Source organism: Cytobacillus oceanisediminis (genome assembly GCF_022811925.1).
Classification (GTDB): Bacteria; Bacillota; Bacilli; order Bacillales; family Cytobacillaceae; genus Cytobacillus; species Cytobacillus oceanisediminis_D.
The window spans coordinates 209124-228314 of sequence record NZ_CP065511.1; the positions used below are offsets into that span (position 1 = coordinate 209124).

General features: G+C 43.4%; 15 protein-coding genes and 4 tRNA genes. 1 reads left to right on the forward strand and 18 read right to left on the reverse strand.

Translation table 11 applies throughout. The annotated features are described in order from the left end of the window. Positions 1 to 2 precede the first annotated feature (2 nt). On the forward strand, positions 3 to 1457 hold the full coding sequence (locus tag IRB79_RS01040; protein WP_243506380.1) for a MocR-like pyridoxine biosynthesis transcription factor PdxR: 1455 nt from the start codon (positions 3 to 5) through the stop codon (positions 1455 to 1457). 97 nt (positions 1458 to 1554) lie between these two features. On the opposite strand, the gene rlmH is transcribed toward IRB79_RS01040, so the two are convergent. The 18 genes from rlmH to IRB79_RS01130 form a co-directional block, all read right to left on the reverse strand. After that, positions 1555 to 2034, reverse strand: a complete 480-nt coding sequence (rlmH, locus tag IRB79_RS01045) for a 23S rRNA (pseudouridine(1915)-N(3))-methyltransferase RlmH (RefSeq protein WP_243506381.1) — start codon at positions 2032 to 2034, stop codon at positions 1555 to 1557. 80 nt (positions 2035 to 2114) lie between these two features. Beyond that, positions 2115 to 2285, reverse strand: coding sequence for a CxxH/CxxC protein (locus tag IRB79_RS01050; RefSeq protein ID WP_374940688.1), 171 nt, complete (start codon positions 2283 to 2285; stop codon positions 2115 to 2117). Positions 2286 to 2432: 147 nt separating this feature from the next. Next, on the reverse strand, positions 2433 to 3662 hold the full coding sequence (locus IRB79_RS01055; RefSeq protein WP_243506383.1) for a S1C family serine protease: 1230 nt from the start codon (positions 3660 to 3662) through the stop codon (positions 2433 to 2435). A 251-nt stretch (positions 3663 to 3913) separates the two neighbouring features. Continuing rightward, the gene (locus IRB79_RS01060; RefSeq protein WP_243506385.1) at positions 3914 to 4708 is read right to left on the reverse strand and encodes an MBL fold metallo-hydrolase; all 795 of its coding nucleotides are present in this window, start codon (positions 4706 to 4708) and stop codon (positions 3914 to 3916) included. A 7-nt stretch (positions 4709 to 4715) separates the two neighbouring features. Next, on the reverse strand, positions 4716 to 5522 hold the full coding sequence (locus IRB79_RS01065) for a two-component system regulatory protein YycI (RefSeq protein WP_243506387.1): 807 nt from the start codon (positions 5520 to 5522) through the stop codon (positions 4716 to 4718). Beyond that, the gene (locus IRB79_RS01070; protein ID WP_243506389.1) at positions 5509 to 6846 is read right to left on the reverse strand and encodes a YycH family regulatory protein; all 1338 of its coding nucleotides are present in this window, start codon (positions 6844 to 6846) and stop codon (positions 5509 to 5511) included. The genes IRB79_RS01065 and IRB79_RS01070 overlap by 14 nt, the downstream gene beginning before the upstream one ends. Next, the gene (gene walK, locus IRB79_RS01075; RefSeq protein WP_243506390.1) at positions 6843 to 8672 is read right to left on the reverse strand and encodes a cell wall metabolism sensor histidine kinase WalK; all 1830 of its coding nucleotides are present in this window, start codon (positions 8670 to 8672) and stop codon (positions 6843 to 6845) included. Before walK ends, IRB79_RS01070 begins: the two co-directional genes overlap by 4 nt. 8 nt (positions 8673 to 8680) lie before the next feature. After that, the gene (gene yycF / locus IRB79_RS01080) at positions 8681 to 9391 is read right to left on the reverse strand and encodes a response regulator YycF (RefSeq protein WP_221877170.1); all 711 of its coding nucleotides are present in this window, start codon (positions 9389 to 9391) and stop codon (positions 8681 to 8683) included. Positions 9392 to 9746: 355 nt separating this feature from the next. Further along, positions 9747 to 11222 carry a M23 family metallopeptidase gene (locus tag IRB79_RS01085; RefSeq protein WP_243506391.1) on the reverse strand — a complete coding sequence of 492 codons (1476 nt, stop codon included), beginning with the start codon at positions 11220 to 11222 and terminating at the stop codon, positions 9747 to 9749. 378 nt (positions 11223 to 11600) lie between these two features. Continuing rightward, a tRNA-Phe gene (locus tag IRB79_RS01090) sits at positions 11601 to 11673 on the reverse strand. Between the two features lie 88 nt (positions 11674 to 11761). Then, positions 11762 to 11838 (reverse strand) — tRNA-Asp (locus IRB79_RS01095). Between the two features lie 61 nt (positions 11839 to 11899). Beyond that, a tRNA-Glu gene (locus IRB79_RS01100) sits at positions 11900 to 11971 on the reverse strand. Positions 11972 to 11984: 13 nt separating this feature from the next. After that, positions 11985 to 12060, reverse strand: a tRNA-Lys gene (locus tag IRB79_RS01105). A 565-nt stretch (positions 12061 to 12625) separates the two neighbouring features. Beyond that, positions 12626 to 13918, reverse strand: coding sequence for an adenylosuccinate synthase (locus IRB79_RS01110; protein ID WP_221877175.1), 1293 nt, complete (start codon positions 13916 to 13918; stop codon positions 12626 to 12628). Between the two features lie 238 nt (positions 13919 to 14156). Next, positions 14157 to 15521 (reverse strand): replicative DNA helicase, encoded by a 1365-nt coding sequence (dnaB, locus tag IRB79_RS01115; protein ID WP_113885492.1) that lies wholly within the window; start codon positions 15519 to 15521, stop codon positions 14157 to 14159. Positions 15522 to 15744: 223 nt separating this feature from the next. Then, a complete protein-coding gene (rplI, locus tag IRB79_RS01120) occupies positions 15745 to 16191 on the reverse strand; it encodes a 50S ribosomal protein L9 (RefSeq protein WP_243506392.1) in 447 nt (148 codons plus the stop codon). Continuing rightward, positions 16188 to 18161 carry a DHH family phosphoesterase gene (locus IRB79_RS01125; protein ID WP_243506393.1) on the reverse strand — a complete coding sequence of 658 codons (1974 nt, stop codon included), beginning with the start codon at positions 18159 to 18161 and terminating at the stop codon, positions 16188 to 16190. Before IRB79_RS01125 ends, rplI begins: the two co-directional genes overlap by 4 nt. Before the next feature lie 31 nt (positions 18162 to 18192). Then, positions 18193 to 19128 (reverse strand): YybS family protein, encoded by a 936-nt coding sequence (locus tag IRB79_RS01130; RefSeq protein ID WP_243506394.1) that lies wholly within the window; start codon positions 19126 to 19128, stop codon positions 18193 to 18195. Positions 19129 to 19191: the final 63 nt, after the last annotated feature.

A 19191-nucleotide genomic window follows, 5' to 3' on the forward strand; every position in this document is an offset into this window, starting at 1 on the left:
CTATGTATGAATTAGATTGGAAGCCAGAAAAAAATTCAGTCGTTCCTTTAAATCAGCAAATATATGATTTTATGAAAAACAAAATAATGAACGGTGAATGGACAATAGGCACTAAAATACCACCACAAAGAAATTTAGCAAAACGATTACAAGTAAATCGCAGTACCATTGTAACTGCACTTGAAGAACTGGCTGCCGATGGATTAATTGAGTCTAAGGTTGGAAGCGGTACTAAGGTGATTAACAATACCTGGAGCCTACTTGCTTCAGCTCCTCCTCCAGATTGGATAAGTTATGTAAAATCGGGTATCCATAAACCAAATATAACGATCATTCAAGAAATTAATAAATCCGAAGCAGACCCTACTATGATTAGGCTTGGAACAGGAGAACTTTCACCAGATCTATTGCCCAACAAAAAAATGGGGCAAATACTACAAATAGATAATGAGCAGTCTTTATCGCTTGGATACATGGAGTCTAAAGGAAGCCTATCTTTACGTAAAACCGTTAGTGCATATTTAAGAACAAAGGGAATTAAAGCATCCCCCGAATCGATTTTAATTGTTTCTGGAGGACTCCAAGCGCTGCAATTGATTTCTATTGGATTATTAAAAAGAGGATCAACAATACTTCATGAATCACCTTCCTATTTAAACTCCGTACACGTTTTCCAATCGGCTGGAATGAATTTATTGGGTATACCACTTGACAAAGAAGGAATTAAAAGTGACTCAATTGGACGTATGAAGCGACAACATCATGCGGCTTTACTCTATACGATACCCACTTTTCACAATCCAACAGGCACATTAATGTCTGAAAAAAGGCGGCTTGAATTAATAAAGGTTTGTCAAAGGGAGTCTATCCCTATCATCGAGGATGATGTTTATGGTGATTTATGGTTTGAAAACCCTCCGCCAAATCCTTTGAAAGCCAATGACACACAAGGGAATGTCCTGTATATAGGAAGTGTGTCAAAAACATTAAGCCCCGGGTTACGAATTGGTTGGATTGTGGGACCAGAACCTGTTATTGAACGTTTGGCAGATATAAAGATGCAAACAGATTATGGCTCAAGTTCCTTATCACAATATGCTGTAGACAAGTGGCTTTGTAGTGGTATGTATGAGGATTTCTTAAAGGCAACAAAAGAGGAATTAAAATTCAGAAGGGATTTCACTATTCAAATTTTAAAGAAATATTTTTCTGAGATAGCAACATGGAGCACCCCAAAAGGTGGCTTTTATATCTGGCTTAAATTACTTACAGGTGTTTCCACCCGAAAACTATTTGACGCAGCCCTTCGAGAAGGAATTTTATTAAATCCAGGAAGTGTGTATGATAATAATGATGATCAGCACCTTCGTATTTCCTATTCGTATGCTTCAATGGAACAATTAGAAAAGGGACTGGTTTATTTAGCACAACTTATTAAAAATTCTTCTATGAATTGAATTTTATTAAGGATACCGTTATAACGGTATCCTTATTTTTATAAAAGTCTATATAATAAGTGCTTATCTAGGATAAGTTTAACTTTTTGTTTTACCACTATTTGTGATACGGTTCCCCCCGATTAATCCGAAAAGCCCTATATATTTGCTCCAATAATATCAGCTTCATCAACTGATGCGGAAACGTCATCTTCGAAAAAGAAAGCTTTTCATCCGCCCGCTGCAATACCTCCTGGCTTAACCCAAGAGACCCGCCAATGACAAAAGCAATCTTGCTTTTCCCGTATGTAGCTAGCTTATCAAGATTATCAGCAAGCTCTTCCGATGATTTCATTTTCCCTTCAATAGCCAAGGCAATGACATGGGCATCCGGATGGATCTTCGCCAGGATCCGCTCACCTTCTTTTTGCTTCACCTGAATCATTTCTGTTTCGCTTAGTTCTTCAGGGGCTTTTTCGTCTGGAACCTCGATGATGTCCATTTTGGCGTAGGCCGACAGTCTTTTCAGGTATTCGTCAATTCCCTGCTTCAGGTACTTTTCTTTTAGCTTTCCGACCGTAATAATTGAGATATTCACAGCATGTCCTCACTTTACAAACAAGATATCCACAGAAGTTATCCACATGTCCACATTTTTCATCCACATCTTGTATGAGATCATTCGTTCGCTACAACATATATTGCGTTATTTTGACAATATTCACAGGTTGTTGATAACTTTTTATCCTCTTCAAGTTTTGTTAATTGCGGGAATGTTTCGTACTCATCAACCACTATATCTATTGCCAGATCAACGTGTTCGTCACAGCAGTAAATCATTTTCAGCATGCTCCTTTTTAGGCTGGCAGCCTGTTTTTTTATCCGATCTGTGGATAATTTTTATTTTCGCGTATGTATATAAGTTATCCACATCTCATATTAACAAAACAATAAAAAACAGGAAAGCGATTGCCGCTTTCCCATTTAGTCTTTCCATTAAAATGTCTCGCCGCTCAGCTTCATTGTTACTTCCTGGGTTTTGCCGTCGCGGTAAAACTTAATCTTCATCTGGTCGCCAACCGATTTCTTCGTATATAGATGCTGTCGCAATTCGATGATGTCTTTGATTTCTTGTCCATCCATCTCGACGATGACATCCATTTCCTTCAGTCCTGCCTGTGAAGCTGGAGAATTCGGTTCAACTGAAGTGATGGCCACACCTGATTTAACATCCTTAGGCAGTTTCAGCGCTTCCTGCTGGTAGTAGCCTGGAATCTCATTGACTGATGCCAATTGTACACCCATATACGGACGTTTTACCTCTCCGAACTTCTCGAGGTCCTCAATTACTGGCCTTGCGTAGTTAATCGGAATCGCCAATCCGATTCCTTCTACCGCACTTTCAGCAATTTTCATGGAGTTGATGCCGATTAGCTGGCCGCTGATATTGACTAAAGCTCCGCCGCTGTTACCCGGGTTGATGGCGGCATCTGTCTGAAGTACCTCTGCTTGCCAGTCAACTGTTCCATTCTGGTCGATATCGACGGGTATGGCACGCTCTAGGCCAGAAATAATCCCCTGAGTGACAGAGCCGGAGAACTGTCCGAGAGGATTTCCGATGGCAATGACAGGCTCACCTGGCTTCAGTGTGTCTGAATCGCCGAATTCGGCAACTGTTTTAATTTCCTTTCCTTCTACTTCAAGCACTGCAAGATCCGTCCAAATGTCGCTGCCAACCAGTCTTGCCGGGAGCTTGGTGCCATCCTGCAAACTTACCTCCAGCTCCTGAGCGCCTTCTACCACATGGTGGTTTGTAACGATGAAGGCTGTATTTCCTTCCTTCTTATAAATAACTCCGGAACCTGTTCCGGCTGGCTGTCCGGCACTGCCATTTCCTTCATTCGACCAAAAACCGGCTGTCTGGATGTTCGTAATGCTTACGACCGCATCCCCAGCTTTGTCGACCGCTTTGGTTACATCTGTTGTCACATCAAGTGAGACATTCTGAACATTGGCGTTATTGTTATTCTCAGCTGCTTCATCCTGCAGCTTTTCATCCGGTTCAACCTTATAAGGAAGCACGTTGTAGTCAGATAGCTTTGGCACTGCAACCACGACCAGGATGGCCCCTAATATGACACCAACAAGGCTGGCCAAAAAATATCCGCCCTTGTTGCCTTTTTGCCCTTTATAACGGTTCTGATGATCTTGATCATAATAGCCCAAACTGCACCCATCCTTTCTTTCATCTGCAAAAAACCACTGTTAAAAAAGCTCCTTTTAAAATATAAATGCTAAAATTTAGTCTTCCTTTATACCCAATATTATACTCTCCCGTTTTTAAAAATCTAACAAAAATGCATCTGCTGCAGCAATCTTACGACTTTGTTCATACTTTTTTTATATTTTTTCAAAAAAGAAAAAGAGGAACACACGGAAACTGATGTCTCTCTGTGTATTCCTCTACTGGTTTATATTTAAACGGCTGTTAAAATCGTTGGGACCTTCGGATCGGTATCAAAAAGGGCGAATTGTTCGCCGACAATGATCCCGCGGCTTTCAAGTGTCTGTGATACGGACATTCTCGCCAGATCCTTAATATTGTTATCCTGGCTTAAATGGGCGAGATAAAAGCTCTTCGTCCGGTCGCCGGCCACTTCACTCATCGCAAGGGCTGCATCCTCATTGGATACATGGCCGACATCGCTTAAGATCCTTCTTTTAATATTCCACGGGTAACGACCCATGCGAAGCATCTGGACATCATGATTGCTTTCAAATACATAAGCCTCCGCATTCGAAATCAGGCCTTTCATGCGGTCGCTGACATATCCTGTATCGGTAATCAGCACAAGCTTTTTCCCATTATGATGGAATACATAAAACATGGGATCGGCCGCATCATGGGAAACCCCAAAGGATTCAATATCAAGGGCTCCGAATGTTTTCACCGTTTCCATATCAAAATGAAACTTCTGGTCAACCGGGACTTGTCCAATCAGTCCGTCCATGGCCAGCCATGTTTTTTCATTGGCATAGATCGGCAGGTTATACTTCCGGGCAAGAATTCCGACACCCTTAATATGGTCACTATGCTCATGGGTCACCAGTATGCCTGAAAGCTTGCCGATGTCCCGGCCAATATGCTGAAATAAACCTTCCATTTGCTTCCCGCTTAATCCGGCATCAACCAGAAAGGAATGATCCTCCGTCTCGACAAAGATTGCATTCCCAGTACTGCCGCTCGCGAGAACGCTGAATTGTAAAGACATGTTCTCCTCACTCCACTATTTTTTTCTCTTCGTTGTTCAGCTTAATAATACTGCCCTGAAAGGCATCAACAAATAAATTCTCCTCGCCATTAATGACAAATCGCCAGGCAGGCGTCAATAATTGAGAAGAGCTCAAATGCACAAAGGTAAAATAGCCAAGCTCTACATTTGTAATTTTTGACTTAGCCTCCAGTGATCCATTCTTGTATAGTGTTTCAACGGCCTTTATCGGCTGAATGACTTTTTCACTTTCTTCCTTCGATTCAATCTTTTCCAGGAGTGTCTGCTTATAAGAGACAATTTCATTTTCATCATTCAAATAAAATGTGAGCTCACCATTTAAATTCATATAGAACATCTTGCCTTCAAATTCCTGATAATACGTAATTCTATTACTGTTTTCAGGTTTTTCCCAGTAGCGGTATTGTTCGCCGTATAACACCCTGTTTTTGATAAAAGCGGATAATTCGGAAGGACTGAATTTATCACTGATCTTTATCGATTCGTCCAGGACAGAATTCAGAGTAGTCCCTTCTGAAATCGTAATTTCCTGGCCCTCCAGCCTTGTATCTCCCTCAAGTTCTTCAATATCAAATTCCACCGGCTTAGCCCTCAGATACCGGTCTTTCGGGTTGCTTTTCGGAAGGGGCTCTTCAAATGTGATATCAGCATTCTTAAGCTGCTTTTCGAGGGATGCCTGTGAAATCGGTTCAAATTCACTGGCTTCCTTCAATTTGAAAAACTCGTACATCAAATAAATATCCAGCACCAGGAAGGTTAAAATAAAGATTGTTTTGATCTTACTCCAATCCATTATCCATACCCCCTGTCTCATCAAGCGAAATGCTTTTCCAAGTCCCTTCATACCGGTAAAACCAGGAAGGCTCCAGACGGATGAAGGTGTTCTGAGCTTCCTTGACCAGCATCATCTTATATCCCAGTGTTACATTCTCCAGCAATTCCGGATCAAACCCTTCCAGACCTAACAAGTATTCCATTACCCGGGTCCCGGAACTTAGAGATACTTCTGATGGGGGTTCAGCACTCAGTCCAAGCTGAAAATTGCTTCGAAAATACTCATAAATTTCATTTTGCCCCCAAATCTGGCGGATTTCGGATATTTTTGGATCATCGCTGAAAATTGGATAACCTGAAGAATCATACATCCGGAATACAACTCTATGATTCAGCTCATCTATTTCGGCAAATTGGTAATTGTCTGTCCACCCCGAATGTCCGTTAATGAAATCAATGCTCCTTTTCAGCAGGTCGCCTGACGGAAAAGTCGGGTTATCCCCGGCAGCCGGTTTTACATAACGAAGGGTATTTTTGTCGGAATTCACTCTCAATAAGCTTAAGGTATCATTATACTCGTCCTCTGATTGCTGAAAGCTTTTCTGCACTACACTTGGGTCACTGAATAGAGCATTTTTATATTGTTCAGAGTCCAATTTTTTCTCCAAATACTGATATCTCGCCATTTTTGTATCCTGTGAAGGCAGGTAGATGGTTCGTTCATCAGATGTCTTAGAAGCAAAATAGGCTTTATATTCAGGGTTATACTCCGATAAATTGAAGAATTGGCTTTTGAAATTCTGAATAAATGAAACAGGTACACGGCTCCTAAAAACCTGCCGGTTATCCATTGAGACAAAATCGACAATTCCATCCTTTTTCTCCACTTGCCTAGTATCAATGACAATATGGTCAAACTGAAAATTAGTCAGATTCTTATCACCAATTTTGATTACTGATTTGTATAATTCAATCGGAACAGAATCCGGAAACACAAGAACAGCTTTTCCTTCATCATGAACAAACGAAGGAAGAATGCCCGCTTCTTCTGTGATATTTTCAAAGTCAGCAAAATTCCAATCGCTGATTTCTTTAATTATATTATCGATTTCACCGGGGCTGACTGTTCCAAAGGTCTTTTTTTCCCCGAGATGGAATAAGAGGGTGTCCGGTCTTACAATCTGATTAACTTCTTTTTTTTCCGCTATTGTTACTTCCTGAACGGTATTTGCTTTTTCAATTGGCTCAAAGTTCGGCTGGTAGGTCCAAAGATTCCAGGTCAGCAGGGCACTTGTCACTACTAGAATGGTCAGTATGATGGTTTTTATATTTTCATAACTCATTCCCAATCATCCTCTTCCGAGCGAACATATGGAAGGCTAAATGAAATCGTTGTCCCTTTCCCTTCTGTACTCGCTGCCCAAATTTTTCCGCCATGCGCTTCCACCATTTCTTTCGCAATGGCCAATCCAAGGCCTGTTCCGCCAAGCTTTCTTGTTCTGGCTTTATCCACCCGGTAAAAACGCTCAAAAATCTGATCAATATTTTCTTTCGGTATCCCTACACCCTGGTCTGAAACGCTGACAATAATAAATTCATCTTTTTCCTCAATGCTGAACGTAACTTTTCCGCCTTCTGGAGAGTATTTAAGTGCATTTGAGATGATATTGTCCAGCACCTGGGTGAGCTTGTCTTCATCTATTTCAACAAAAGCCGAATGGTCCGGAAGCTTTCTTTCAAACGTAACATTCTGCTGCTTCGTCATTTCAAAACGGTCTATAATTCTATTATAGAAGAAAATGAAATCAGTCCAATCCTTGGTCAAGCGGTAATCCTTGCTGTCCATTTTAGACAGCTGCAGCAGATCATTGACCAGGCGGATCATACGCTCTGTTTCATTTTGGGTGACATCCAGGAAGTTTGGGGCAATCTCCTCATCTCTCCAGGCCCCTTCCGCAAGAGCCTCCAGATAGCTTCTCATCGTTGTCAGCGGCGTCCTGAGTTCATGAGATACATTTGCAACAAATTCGCGGCGTTCCATGTCAATCTTCTCCTGCTCCGTGATATCATGCAAAACAGTAATTAAGCCGTTGACAAAGCCGGTTTCTTTTTGGATAACCGAGAAATTAGCGCGAAGGATCAGCGTTTTCGACTTGCTGCTGTAATCCAGGATGACCGAATCGCGCTCATTTAATAGCTCTTCAAAGTTATAATCCTCTTCAAGGCCCAGCAGGGAAACAATCGGAGAAGACAGGACCGTTTCACGTGAAACATTCAGCATTTTTGCTGCAGGCTCGTTAATTAAAATAACACGCCCTTTGCGGTCGGTTGCGATGACTCCATCTGTCATATAAGAAAGAACGGAGGACAATTTTCGCCGTTCGCCTTCTGTCGTGGCATGAGCTTCCTGAAGTTTCTTTGTTAAACTGTTAAAGGTAATGGCCAGCTGGCCAATTTCGTCATACCCATAAACCTTAACCTTGCGGGAGAAGTTCCCTTTTGCCATGGCAAGCGCCTGTTTCCGCATATCCGAAATCGGGCGTGTCACCGTCTGGGCAAGGAGTATGCCCAGGATTGCTGTGATTGCTAATGCAATGGCTATACCGGTGGTGAAAATATTATTAATCTGCCTCATCTGCTCATAGATGTTTTCAATTTTAGCAACCAGATAGATGGCTCCATTAACTTCCCCGCTATTTTTAATAGGCGTGACGAGAACCCATATCCGCTGTCCCTGGGGGTCAACCAGATCCTCTGTTACCTGCTGCCTAGTGGCTATGGCCATCTTGATTAAATTATCAGTAGACCTTCCACCGACAACCCCCTGATTATCGGGATCGGAGGTGCCAAGTATCCTCAGTGATTCTCCTTCAATCACACGGACTTCGGATATATCCGCCGAGTTGTAATCACTTAATAGTCTTCTGATATCATCCTCCAGGGACGGAGCTTCCTCATCAGGAGGCCTTACCTTGGTCATTTGTTCTTCCACATAATAGGTGAGGAGATTAACCCTCTCCTGAATGGCATCCTTGAAATTGTCCTTTAAGGTCGATTCCAGCTGCCTGACAAAATACACCCCGATAATCTGCATGGCTACCAGGATGAGAAGAACATATATGATCACAAACTTCAAATGAATAGACCGAAAAAAACCCACCTTTTCCATGTACCTTATTACTCCTGTTCAGGATTCCGCAAGTAATAACCGACTCCTCTTCTTGTCACGATCCATGTCGGGTGGCTTGGATTATCCTCGATTTTCTCCCGCAGTCTCCTTACGGTTACGTCAACTGTGCGGACATCACCATAGTAATCGTAGCCCCATACGGTCTGAAGCAGATGCTCCCTCGTCATGACTTGTCCAATATGTTTGGCCAAATAGTGAAGAAGCTCAAACTCACGGTGTGTTAATTCAATCGTCTCACCGCGCTTGGAAACCACGTAGGCATCCGGGTGAATAATCAGGGAACCAACTTCAATTTCGTTTGATTCTTCCTCTTCTTCCGTCTTGGAAGCAATTTGCTGATGGCGCCTCATGTTGGCCTTCACACGCGCAATCAACTCCCTCGTGCTGAACGGCTTTGTAACGTAGTCATCTGCACCGAGCTCAAGGCCTAAAACTTTATCAATTTCAGAATCCTTTGCTGTCAGCATAATGATTGGCATATCGTATTTCTTGCGCACTTCGCGGCAAACCTCAATGCCGTCCCTCTGCGGAAGCATGATATCAAGCAGAATCAGATCCGGCTTGATTTCTTCTACTTTATCGAGTGCGTCATTGCCGTCATAGGCACACACCACTTCATAGCCTTCTTTTTTCAAATTGAACTGCAGTATATCTGCAATTGGTTTCTCATCGTCTACAACCAGAATTTTTTTATCCATACCTATCTCCTTTTTCTTGCTCATTTATTTATTTTTGGAGCAGTAGAAGTCAGTTTCATACATATGTTATCTACTTTACTTTACCATTTTAACAGTGGGAATTCATCTATTAGCAAAGGCTTGTAAAACTTTGGTGGTATTTTATCTTATTCTTAACTACAAAAGCCTCTAGCATGAAAGCTAGAGACTTTTTAGCGCAAATTATTTATTTATCGCAGTCTAACGGGCAGTAAGCCCCCATCTTCAAGTCTCTGAAGTATCAAAGGAGGGCTAGGTGGGGGCAAACTGCCCGTAAAGGCCCGATTGGTTCAACTAACAATCAGTGGGGAAAAGTACGCCCCCACTGATTGAAGTTTCACTTTATATATTTAAGCGGATCTTGCATTTTTCCGTTTTTGTATACTTCAAAATGCAGGTGGACACCGGTTGAATCCCCAGTGGATCCCATAACACCGATTTTTGAGCCTTTTGAGACGGTTTGGCCAACACTGACACTGATGGAGTCGAGATGGGCATAAACCGTGCGGAAGCCATTATTATGGTCGATGACGATTTTGTTGCCATAGCCGCCATCTCTGCCTGCAGATACAACAGTACCATTATCAGCTGCTTTGATCGTACGGTCGCTAGGCCTTGCAATGTCTATTCCCTTATGCATTTTCCCCCAGCGGTAACCCATTTTACTTGAGATATAGCCGCCGACAGCAGGATAAGCAAAGCTGCCTTCACCGCGGGATGGAATGACCTTGGTTCCCTTGATGACAATTTGTTTCACAGGCTCTTCAAGAACCTTTTCTTCTTTTACTTCTTTTTTGACCGTTTGGCCGTTTTCTTCAGAAATCAGATAGGTTGCAGCGCGAACGCCTTCCTTGCCTTCTTGCTTTACTTTCGTTTCGCCTTTAGGCATGCTGCTATCTTCGATGACTTCTTTTTCATAATCGATTTTTTCTTTTTTGAAAACTTCCTTATCTGCTATCACTTTTACATACGGTTTGTAGACAGTCACATTTAATTCCTGTCCAGCTTTGATAAGAGAATCTTCCTTGAGTACGCTGTTCAGCTCGATCAGCTGCTTCATATCAAGGTTATGGGCACTGGCGATATTGCTTAGTGCGTCACCTTCTTTAACCTCATATTTCTTTTCCTCAAGGGTTCCCTTTTGAAGAAGCTTCACAGCCTCATCTGCACTGATGATCTGATCCGGTTTCACGGTTGTTTCAGAGATGGATACATCTTCAGTAAAACGGACATCTAAAAGACGTGTTTCATTTTCCTTCAGCTGAGGTAAAGGCATATTAGCAGATGCCTTTCTTTCCTCGAGAGCCTTTAAATATTTCTCTGATACATAGGAAGTCTTGATTTTCTGAAGAGCCGCTTTGGCCTGCTCGTCATTTTCAACGTAAGCCACTTCCTTGCCGCCAATGACTAATGCTGCCGCTTCGGCATGTACTTCCATCTTATCTTTTAAGCCATTGACCGCTTCTGGATCATTCACTTCTGAACTGGACTCAAAAACCTGCTCAGGAATAAAAGATAGTTCAGATGCCAGCGCCAGCTTTAATCCCTTGTAGGAACCTTCTGCCTCACTGATCTTTTTATCGGCCATATCCTCGATGACTTTCTTATCCGACACCGTTCCGATATATTCGTCACCCATATAGACATAGTAAACCGTCACAAGCTTATCATCATTGGCAGAAGCGGAAACGCCGCCTGCCAATGTTAAAGCCGCCGCTGCAAAGCCAGCCGCGATCGTTCTATTTATTGTTTTATTAAAGCTCTTCGCTGTAGATTCTGATGCTGAGGTTACTTTTTTCACCCATTTGAACATGGTTACATCCCCCTAGACTACGGTAACAAAAGACACTTTCATTTAGTGCTATGTAACTACGAATTTGTCAATCTATTTTTTTCACAATATTTACTTTACCATACAGCAAAGCAAATAGATTACTAGACTCGGGAATGTAACAAAAATGTATAATAGCTGACATTTTATGACTATTAATGGTAAATTTTCTAAAGAAATAAAGAGGTTTTTGTCGAAGAAAAGGTAGGAAATAATCCCTATTTCTAAGGGTTTTTTAGGGGTACGAAAGAAGATGAGTTAGGGGAGTGCTAAATTACACCAGCCATGCAGCCGAAACCTGCTTGTATTACATGAATGTAACAAAAAGGAGCATGCTTGGTTACATACTCCTTTTTGGGATGGCTCAGGACGGAATCGAACCGCCGACACAAGGATTTTCAGTCCTTTGCTCTACCGACTGAGCTACTGAGCCATATTAAGTTATTTTGCCTAAATAATGTTTGGCTTCGTCCTTTGTCCCGATTTTACAATCGATTTTAGAAGAAGCAAATTTATGTAAATGGCGGTCCGGACGGGACTCGAACCCGCGACCTCCTGCGTGACAGGCAGGCATTCTAACCAACTGAACTACCGGACCAAATAATAACCGCCAGCAAGTAAGCTGGGCTTGCCAGCTGTTTGCTGACGGTTATTCGCCATGACCCCTACGGGATTCGAACCCGTGTTACCGCCGTGAAAGGGCGGTGTCTTAACCGCTTGACCAAGGGGCCAAAAAAATATAAATGGTGAGCCATGAAGGACTCGAACCTTCGACCCTCTGATTAAAAGTCAGATGCTCTACCGACTGAGCTAATGGCTCGTACTATAATTGTTGCCTAAAGCCTGATACTGCTGAGTCAGATGTTCCAAAGCCCTGCGTGCTTTGTCACAGATTGCTATTCGGGTGAAGAAATTCACTGATGCTGCAATCTGCTCTACCGACTGAGCTAATGGCTCGTACTATGTGTGTTTCCAAGGTTGCCACCTTGGCGACGCTTTTTATAATATCATAGAGTTTTATAAAAACGCAATAACTTTTTTATAAAAATATTATTTTAGCGGAATGCTGCGGCAAGGTTGTGCCTGATTTTTAGACAGGAGTCCCCGTTTAAGGGGTTGCTTTCCCCAAATTGGAGGTTCTTTTCCCTGATTTATGGATTCTATTCCCCATTTTTGATGGTTTATTCCTCAATTTTGCAGTTCTTTTACCCAATTTCAACAAACTATAACTGATTCGGACTCATTCCCGGGATTTTCTCCCCTTCCTGTCAGAAGACACACCTACTTCGGACTCGCACCCTCCAATTTCCGCTTCCCCTGTCCGAAGACACAGCAAGCCCACAAAAAAAAAGCCCTAATTCTCATTAGGGCTTTCCAATCAAGTATTAGTTTTGTCTCCATGGGCTGCGGACTACGTTTGTCTGTGTGCGGTCCGGACCTACTGAGAAGATCGATAATGGAATTCCTGTCAGCTGTGAAACGCGCTCCAGGTAGTGGCGGGCATTCGCAGGAAGCTCATCCAGAGATTTGCAGCCTGTGATGTCTTCTGTCCAGCCTGGAAGCTCTTCATATACCGGCTCACATTCAGCCAGTACTTTTAAGCTTGCAGGGAACTCTTCGATTACTTCTCCATTATGACGGTATGCTACACAGATTTTTAATGTCTCAATTCCAGTCAGTACATCGATGGAGTTAAGAGAAAGGTCTGTAATACCGCTGACACGGCGGGCATGGCGGACAACCACGCTGTCGAACCAGCCGACGCGGCGGGCACGGCCAGTTGTTGTACCGTATTCACGGCCTACTTCACGGATCTGGTTTCCGATTTCATTATCAAGCTCAGTTGGGAATGGGCCGTCTCCTACACGAGTCGTATAGGCCTTGGATACACCCACAACATGCTTGATTTTTGTAGGGCCGACACCAGAACCGATTGTTACGCCGCCAGCCACTGGGTTAGAGGATGTAACGAATGGGTAAGTACCCTGGTCGATATCAAGCATAACTCCTTGTGCACCTTCGAAAAGAACGCGGCGGCCTTCATCCAATGCGTCGTTAAGCACAACAGAAGTGTCGCAGACATAATGCTTGATCTGCTGGCCGTACTCATAGTATTCATCTAGGATTTCTTCGATTGTAAATCCTTCTGTTTCATAGAAGCGCTCAAGCAGGCGGTTCTTTTCTTCAAGGTTGCGTGCAAGCTTTTCTTCAAACACTTCACGGTCAAGAAGGTCCGCGATGCGGATTCCGTTGCGGGCTGCTTTATCCATGTAAGCAGGGCCGATACCCTTTTTCGTTGTACCGATCTTGTTAGCGCCTTTGCGCTCTTCTTCCACTTCATCAAGCTTCAGGTGATATGGAAGGATGACATGTGCGCGGTTTGAGATGCGCAGGTTGTCTGTTGTAACTCCCTTGTCATGAAGATACGCCAATTCTTTTACTAGCGCTTTAGGATCGACAACCATTCCGTTTCCGATCGTGCAAATTTTATCGCTATAAAATATTCCAGATGGAATTAAATGAAGCTTATATGTTTCACCGTTGAATTTGATTGTATGTCCTGCATTGTTTCCGCCTTGGTAGCGTGCGATGACTTCTGCATTTTCAGAAAGGAAGTCTGTAATTTTTCCTTTCCCTTCATCTCCCCACTGTGTTCCAACAACTACTACTGATGACATTAAAAAAGCACCTCCGGGAATCCCATGGTTTTAAAAATTTCTATAATCATTTTTATTAAGTAACTTATTTCAACCACTTTAGTTTATCAAGGTGATGTGTGATAGTCAATAAAACACGAACATTTTTAATAAAAATATAAAAATATGTTCGTGAAACCATGAAAATATGAAAATAAGAAAATTAGAAATGCCTGGAGCTAGACAATAAAAAAGAGGACATGCAAAATGCAGGCCCTCTTTATGCACCAGGCGGCGCAAATGAATCATCAAAGCGTTTCTCTAGGTTTACGAATTTATTATACTCTTTCACGAATGCCAGCTGAACGGTTCCAACCGGGCCGTTACGCTGCTTGGCGATAATGATTTCAATGATGTTTTTGTCTTCGGATTCTTTGTCGTAGTAGTCATCACGGTATAGGAATGCCACGATATCGGCATCCTGCTCGATACTTCCCGATTCACGGATATCTGACATCATCGGGCGCTTATCCTGGCGCTGTTCCACTCCACGGGAAAGCTGAGACAGTGCGATAACAGGGACCTGAAGTTCACGGGCCAATTGCTTAAGGGAACGCGAGATTTCAGATACTTCCTGCTGGCGGTTTTCTCCCGAACGCCCGCTTCCCAGGATTAATTGCAGGTAGTCGATCAGGATCATGCCAAGCCCATGCTCCTGCTTTAATCGGCGGCACTTAGATCGAATATCTGTGATTCTGACACCTGGGGTATCATCAATAAAAATCCCTGCATTTGATAGGCTTCCCATTGCCATCGTCAGCTTTCCCCAGTCCTCATCCGTCAGGGAGCCGGTACGAAGCCTTTGAGCATCAATATTTCCTTCTGCACAAAGAATACGCATGACAAGCTGTTCGGCACCCATCTCAAGGCTGAAGATCGCGACGTTTTCCCCGGTTTTCGTTGCCACGTTTTGCGCGATATTCAGGGCGAAGGCTGTTTTACCCACGGAAGGGCGGGCACCGACAATGATGAGGTCATTGCGCTGGAAGCCGGCTGTCATGCGGTCCAGCTCGGCGAATCCAGTCGCAATCCCTGTAATATCTCCTTTACGGTTATGCATTTCCTCGATATTATCGTAGGTCCGGACCAGAACATCCTTAATATTATGAAAGGCACCGGCGTTTTTGCGCTGTGCGACCTCCATGATATTTTTCTCAGCTTCTCCCAGCAGAACTTCTACTTCATCCTCACGTGTATAGCCGTCCTGGGCAATGCCCGTCGCCGTCCGGATCAGCCTGCGAAGCAATGACTTTTCTTCAACGATCTTTGCATAGTACTCGATATTCGCTGCTGTTGGGACAGAACCGGCCAGTTCACTTAAATAGCTAACCCCTCCGGTATCCTCCAGCAGTTTCGCTGCACTGAGCTCTTCTGTCACGGTCACTAAGTCGACCGCTTTTCCCTGGTCGCTCAGCTTCAGCATCACATTGAAAATCTTCTGGTGTGCCGCACGGTAGAAGTCTTCAGGTATCAAAATCTCTGATGCTTGTGTAAGAGAGGAGGGTTCAAGAAAGATTGCCCCAAGCACTGCCTGTTCCGCTTCAATATTTTGAGGCGGGAGCCGATCCGCAAATAAGTCACTCATCCATTCAAACCTCCTAATTGAAATGCGCAAGCGCCTTGTTTCGGCGCTGGAAAAGCATAAAAGTAATACTCTATTTATATAAAAATCCTTTATATTCCCTTTAAAAAATGCGACCAGCCGAAACTGATCACATTTTTAATCAACCCTTTTATTTTAACATGTTTATAAGCAAAAGCTACTTCCAATATTAGTTTATCGCAGTCAAACTGATTGAAGTTTCACTTTAAGCTTCTTTTACATGTACGTTTAATGTTGCCGTTACTTCGGTATGAAGCTTGACTGGAACCTTAGTGTATCCGAGCGTGCGGATCGCATCTTCCATTTCGATTTTGCGCTTGTCGATTTTGATGCTGTGCTTCTTTTGAAGCTCTTCAGCAATTTGCTTGCTTGTGATGGAGCCGAAAAGGCGGCCGCCTTCACCTGATTTAGCTGTAAATTCAACAGTCAGTTTTTCAAGTGTTTCTTTTAGTTTTTTTGCATCAGCCAATTCTTCTTCTGCAAGCTTAACTTCCTTCTTCTTTTGGGCGTTCAGGCTGCTGACATTGGCCTGGTTTGCTTCGACAGCAAGCCCTTGCTTAATTAAAAAGTTATGTGCATAGCCATCTGCTACATTTTTCACTTCGCCTTTTTTGCCCTTGCCTTTAACGTCTTTTAAAAAGATTACTTTCATTCTTTTTTTCTCCCTTCAAAGTATTCATCTATAGCCTCTTTTAATCGGACCTCAACATCATCAAGTGTTGCATCGTGAAGCTGTGTGGCAGCATTTGTTAAGTGTCCGCCGCCTTCAAGGTTTTCCATGATCACCTGGACATTGATATCCCCGAGGGAACGTGCGCTGACCCCTATCATGTTTTCAGAGCGGTTTGAAATGACAAATGAAGCAACCACACCATCCATCGTCAGCAGGGTGTCTGCTGTCTGGGCAATCAGCACCTGGTCAAATATCTGATCCGGCTGTCCCTTGGCAATCGCAATTCCTTCTCTGTAAAATTGAACGGTTTCAATCAGCTTAGCCCGCTTGATGTAGGTATCTACATCCTCTTTTAAGAACTTTTGGACGAGCACGGTATCTGCACCCTGTCCGCGCAGATAGGAAGCCGCATCAAACGTTCTGGATCCTGTCCGCAGTGAAAAACTCTTCGTATCGACAATAATCCCGGCAAGCAGGGCCGTTGCTTCCAGCATTTCGATTCTGCCGTTTTTCGGCTGATACTCCAGAAGCTCTGTCACCAGTTCTGCTGTGGAGGAGGCATACGGCTCCATATAAACCAGCAGAGGGTTATGGATGAACTCTTCAGCGCGGCGGTGATGGTCGATGACGACAACATGTTCAATCTTATGAAGCAGCTTTTCCTCAATCACCATGGATGGCTTGTGGGTGTCAACGACCACAAGCAGGGTATCGTCTGTTGCAATTTCCATCGCCTGTTCCGGGGTGATGAATTTAGAAAAGAGCTCTTCATTCTTTTCAATTTCCTTCATCATCCTTCTGACACCTGTATCGAGTTCATTGAAATTCACAACCACATAGCCTTCACGCTGATTCAGGCGCGCCACCTTCTGAATACCGATGGCCGCTCCAATCGCATCCATATCCGGGCTTTTGTGACCCATGATGATCACTTTATCGCTTTCGGAAATCAATTCCTTCAGCGCATGGGAAATCACGCGTGCACGGACCCGTGTTCTTTTTTCAACAGGATTGGTTTTCCCCCCGAAGAATTTAACCTTCCCGTTCGTCTGTTTGATGGCCACCTGGTCTCCGCCGCGGCCTAATGCCAGGTCTAAGCTGGACTGGGCCAGTGAACCAAGCTCAGGAAGGGAAGAGACCCCTGTCCCGACACCTACGCTTAACGTTAATGGAACGTTTTGCTTGGAAGTGGTTTCCCGGACATCATCAAGAATCGTGAACTTCCCTTTTTCCAGAAGCTGCAGAATATGTTCATTAAATACCGCGATAAACCGCTCAGATGAGACTCTCTTCAAGAAGACCCCATTGTCCTGTGCCCATTTATTCAAAATCTGGGTCACCAGGCTATTGAGGCTGCTTTTTGTCTGGTCATCCATCCCCTGAGTCAGTTCATCATAATTATCTAGGAAAATAATGGCGATAACCGTCCGTTCTTCCTGATACATTTTTTCAATTTCGGTCTGTTCCGTGACATCAAAAAAGTATAATAGGCGCTCTTCCGGTTTATGGATCACCCGGAATTTGCGGTCGTGAAGGGTAATGATTTCGGTTTCCACTTCTTGTTTGATCAGTGGAACAAGCGAATCCGCGACATCATAAAGCGATCTTCCGACTAGCGTATCTTCATCGAAGCAGGATGCTAAAAAGGGATTGGTCCATTCAATGTAATACTCATCATTAATGAGCATGATCCCGATCGGCATTTCCATCAGAGCTTCTTCGCCGACTTTTTTCACCCTGTAGGAAAGGGTCGAGATGTATTCTTCCGTCTCCTTCCGATGCTTCTGAATCAGCTGAAAAAGATAGTAGAAAGGAAGGATGGCCATAAACAGCCCAATTAGTGCAAAAAGCCAATTGTAGTACGCCAATATACCGAGAAGCACCACTGTTATGCCCATCAATCCAAAAATCGGATAGCGTATGGACCGCTTTTCTAAATACGAAGGCATGTTTTCAGCTCCTAAACAGTAGTGTTGTTTATCACTTTTTTCCTAATCTTTGCCTTAAATCGAATCCTAAGTCAATTATACCTAATATCCTCACAATATAAAGGAGAAATGGCATAAGAAATGTAAATACAGCTGCAAGGACCGGCACAGCTTTCGGCCACCCCTTTAAATGGCTGAAAAAGAAAATCAGGGACAGGCCTTGAATGACCATGAAAATCTGCAGAATGAATGCAATATTTACAAGGGCCATAAACCAGTAGCTTCCCTCTGACGGATTAAAAAGGAAAGAAGCTATAATGGTAATGAGATAGTACCATAATATGCTTTTCGGCAGGCTCATTTCCCTGAACGGCTTCCAGCTTTCAACCTTAATACCAAATCTTTTGACAATCGGAAAGGAGACAAACTGGATGACAAAAACGGAAATGACCGATGTCATGACGAATAAGCTTGGCGTCAGCGTCTCAATCATTTTCAGGCCTTCTGTAAATTGCTCGACTGCTTTATCCGCGTTCTGGCCAAAGCCTTCAAGCACTCCTTCTGAAATTTGGATGGACTCCTCCATCATATTGATGCCTTCTTGAATAATATTCACATTAAAAAGAGCAACTGCCGCCGCATACAGGATCAGCAGGGCTGCAAGGAATACCAGGGTGCCCGCAATAAAGGAGGGCAACCGTCCTTTGTTTTCACTTATAAAAATGCCGATTACCGTCCCGGTCAGTCCAAATGTCAGCACAAGCGGCAGCGCCATAATCGAACCGATAATCAGAGAAAGCAGGATGCCTCCCGTCAGAAATACGATCGCATACATCCGGTTATTTTTTGCTGCAAACATAATAAACGGAAGAGCCAGGAAGAAAACCGAAACGGTACCGAGAAACGGCACATAGAGCGAAATCAGAAGAAGCACTGCAAAAACAGCCAGAAGCACTGCACCTTCTGTTAATTTATGTACATTATTCATTGATACACCCCTCAAACTGTGTATCCAAAAAGGGGAAAATCATTTTCCCGGCTTTTTGAACCA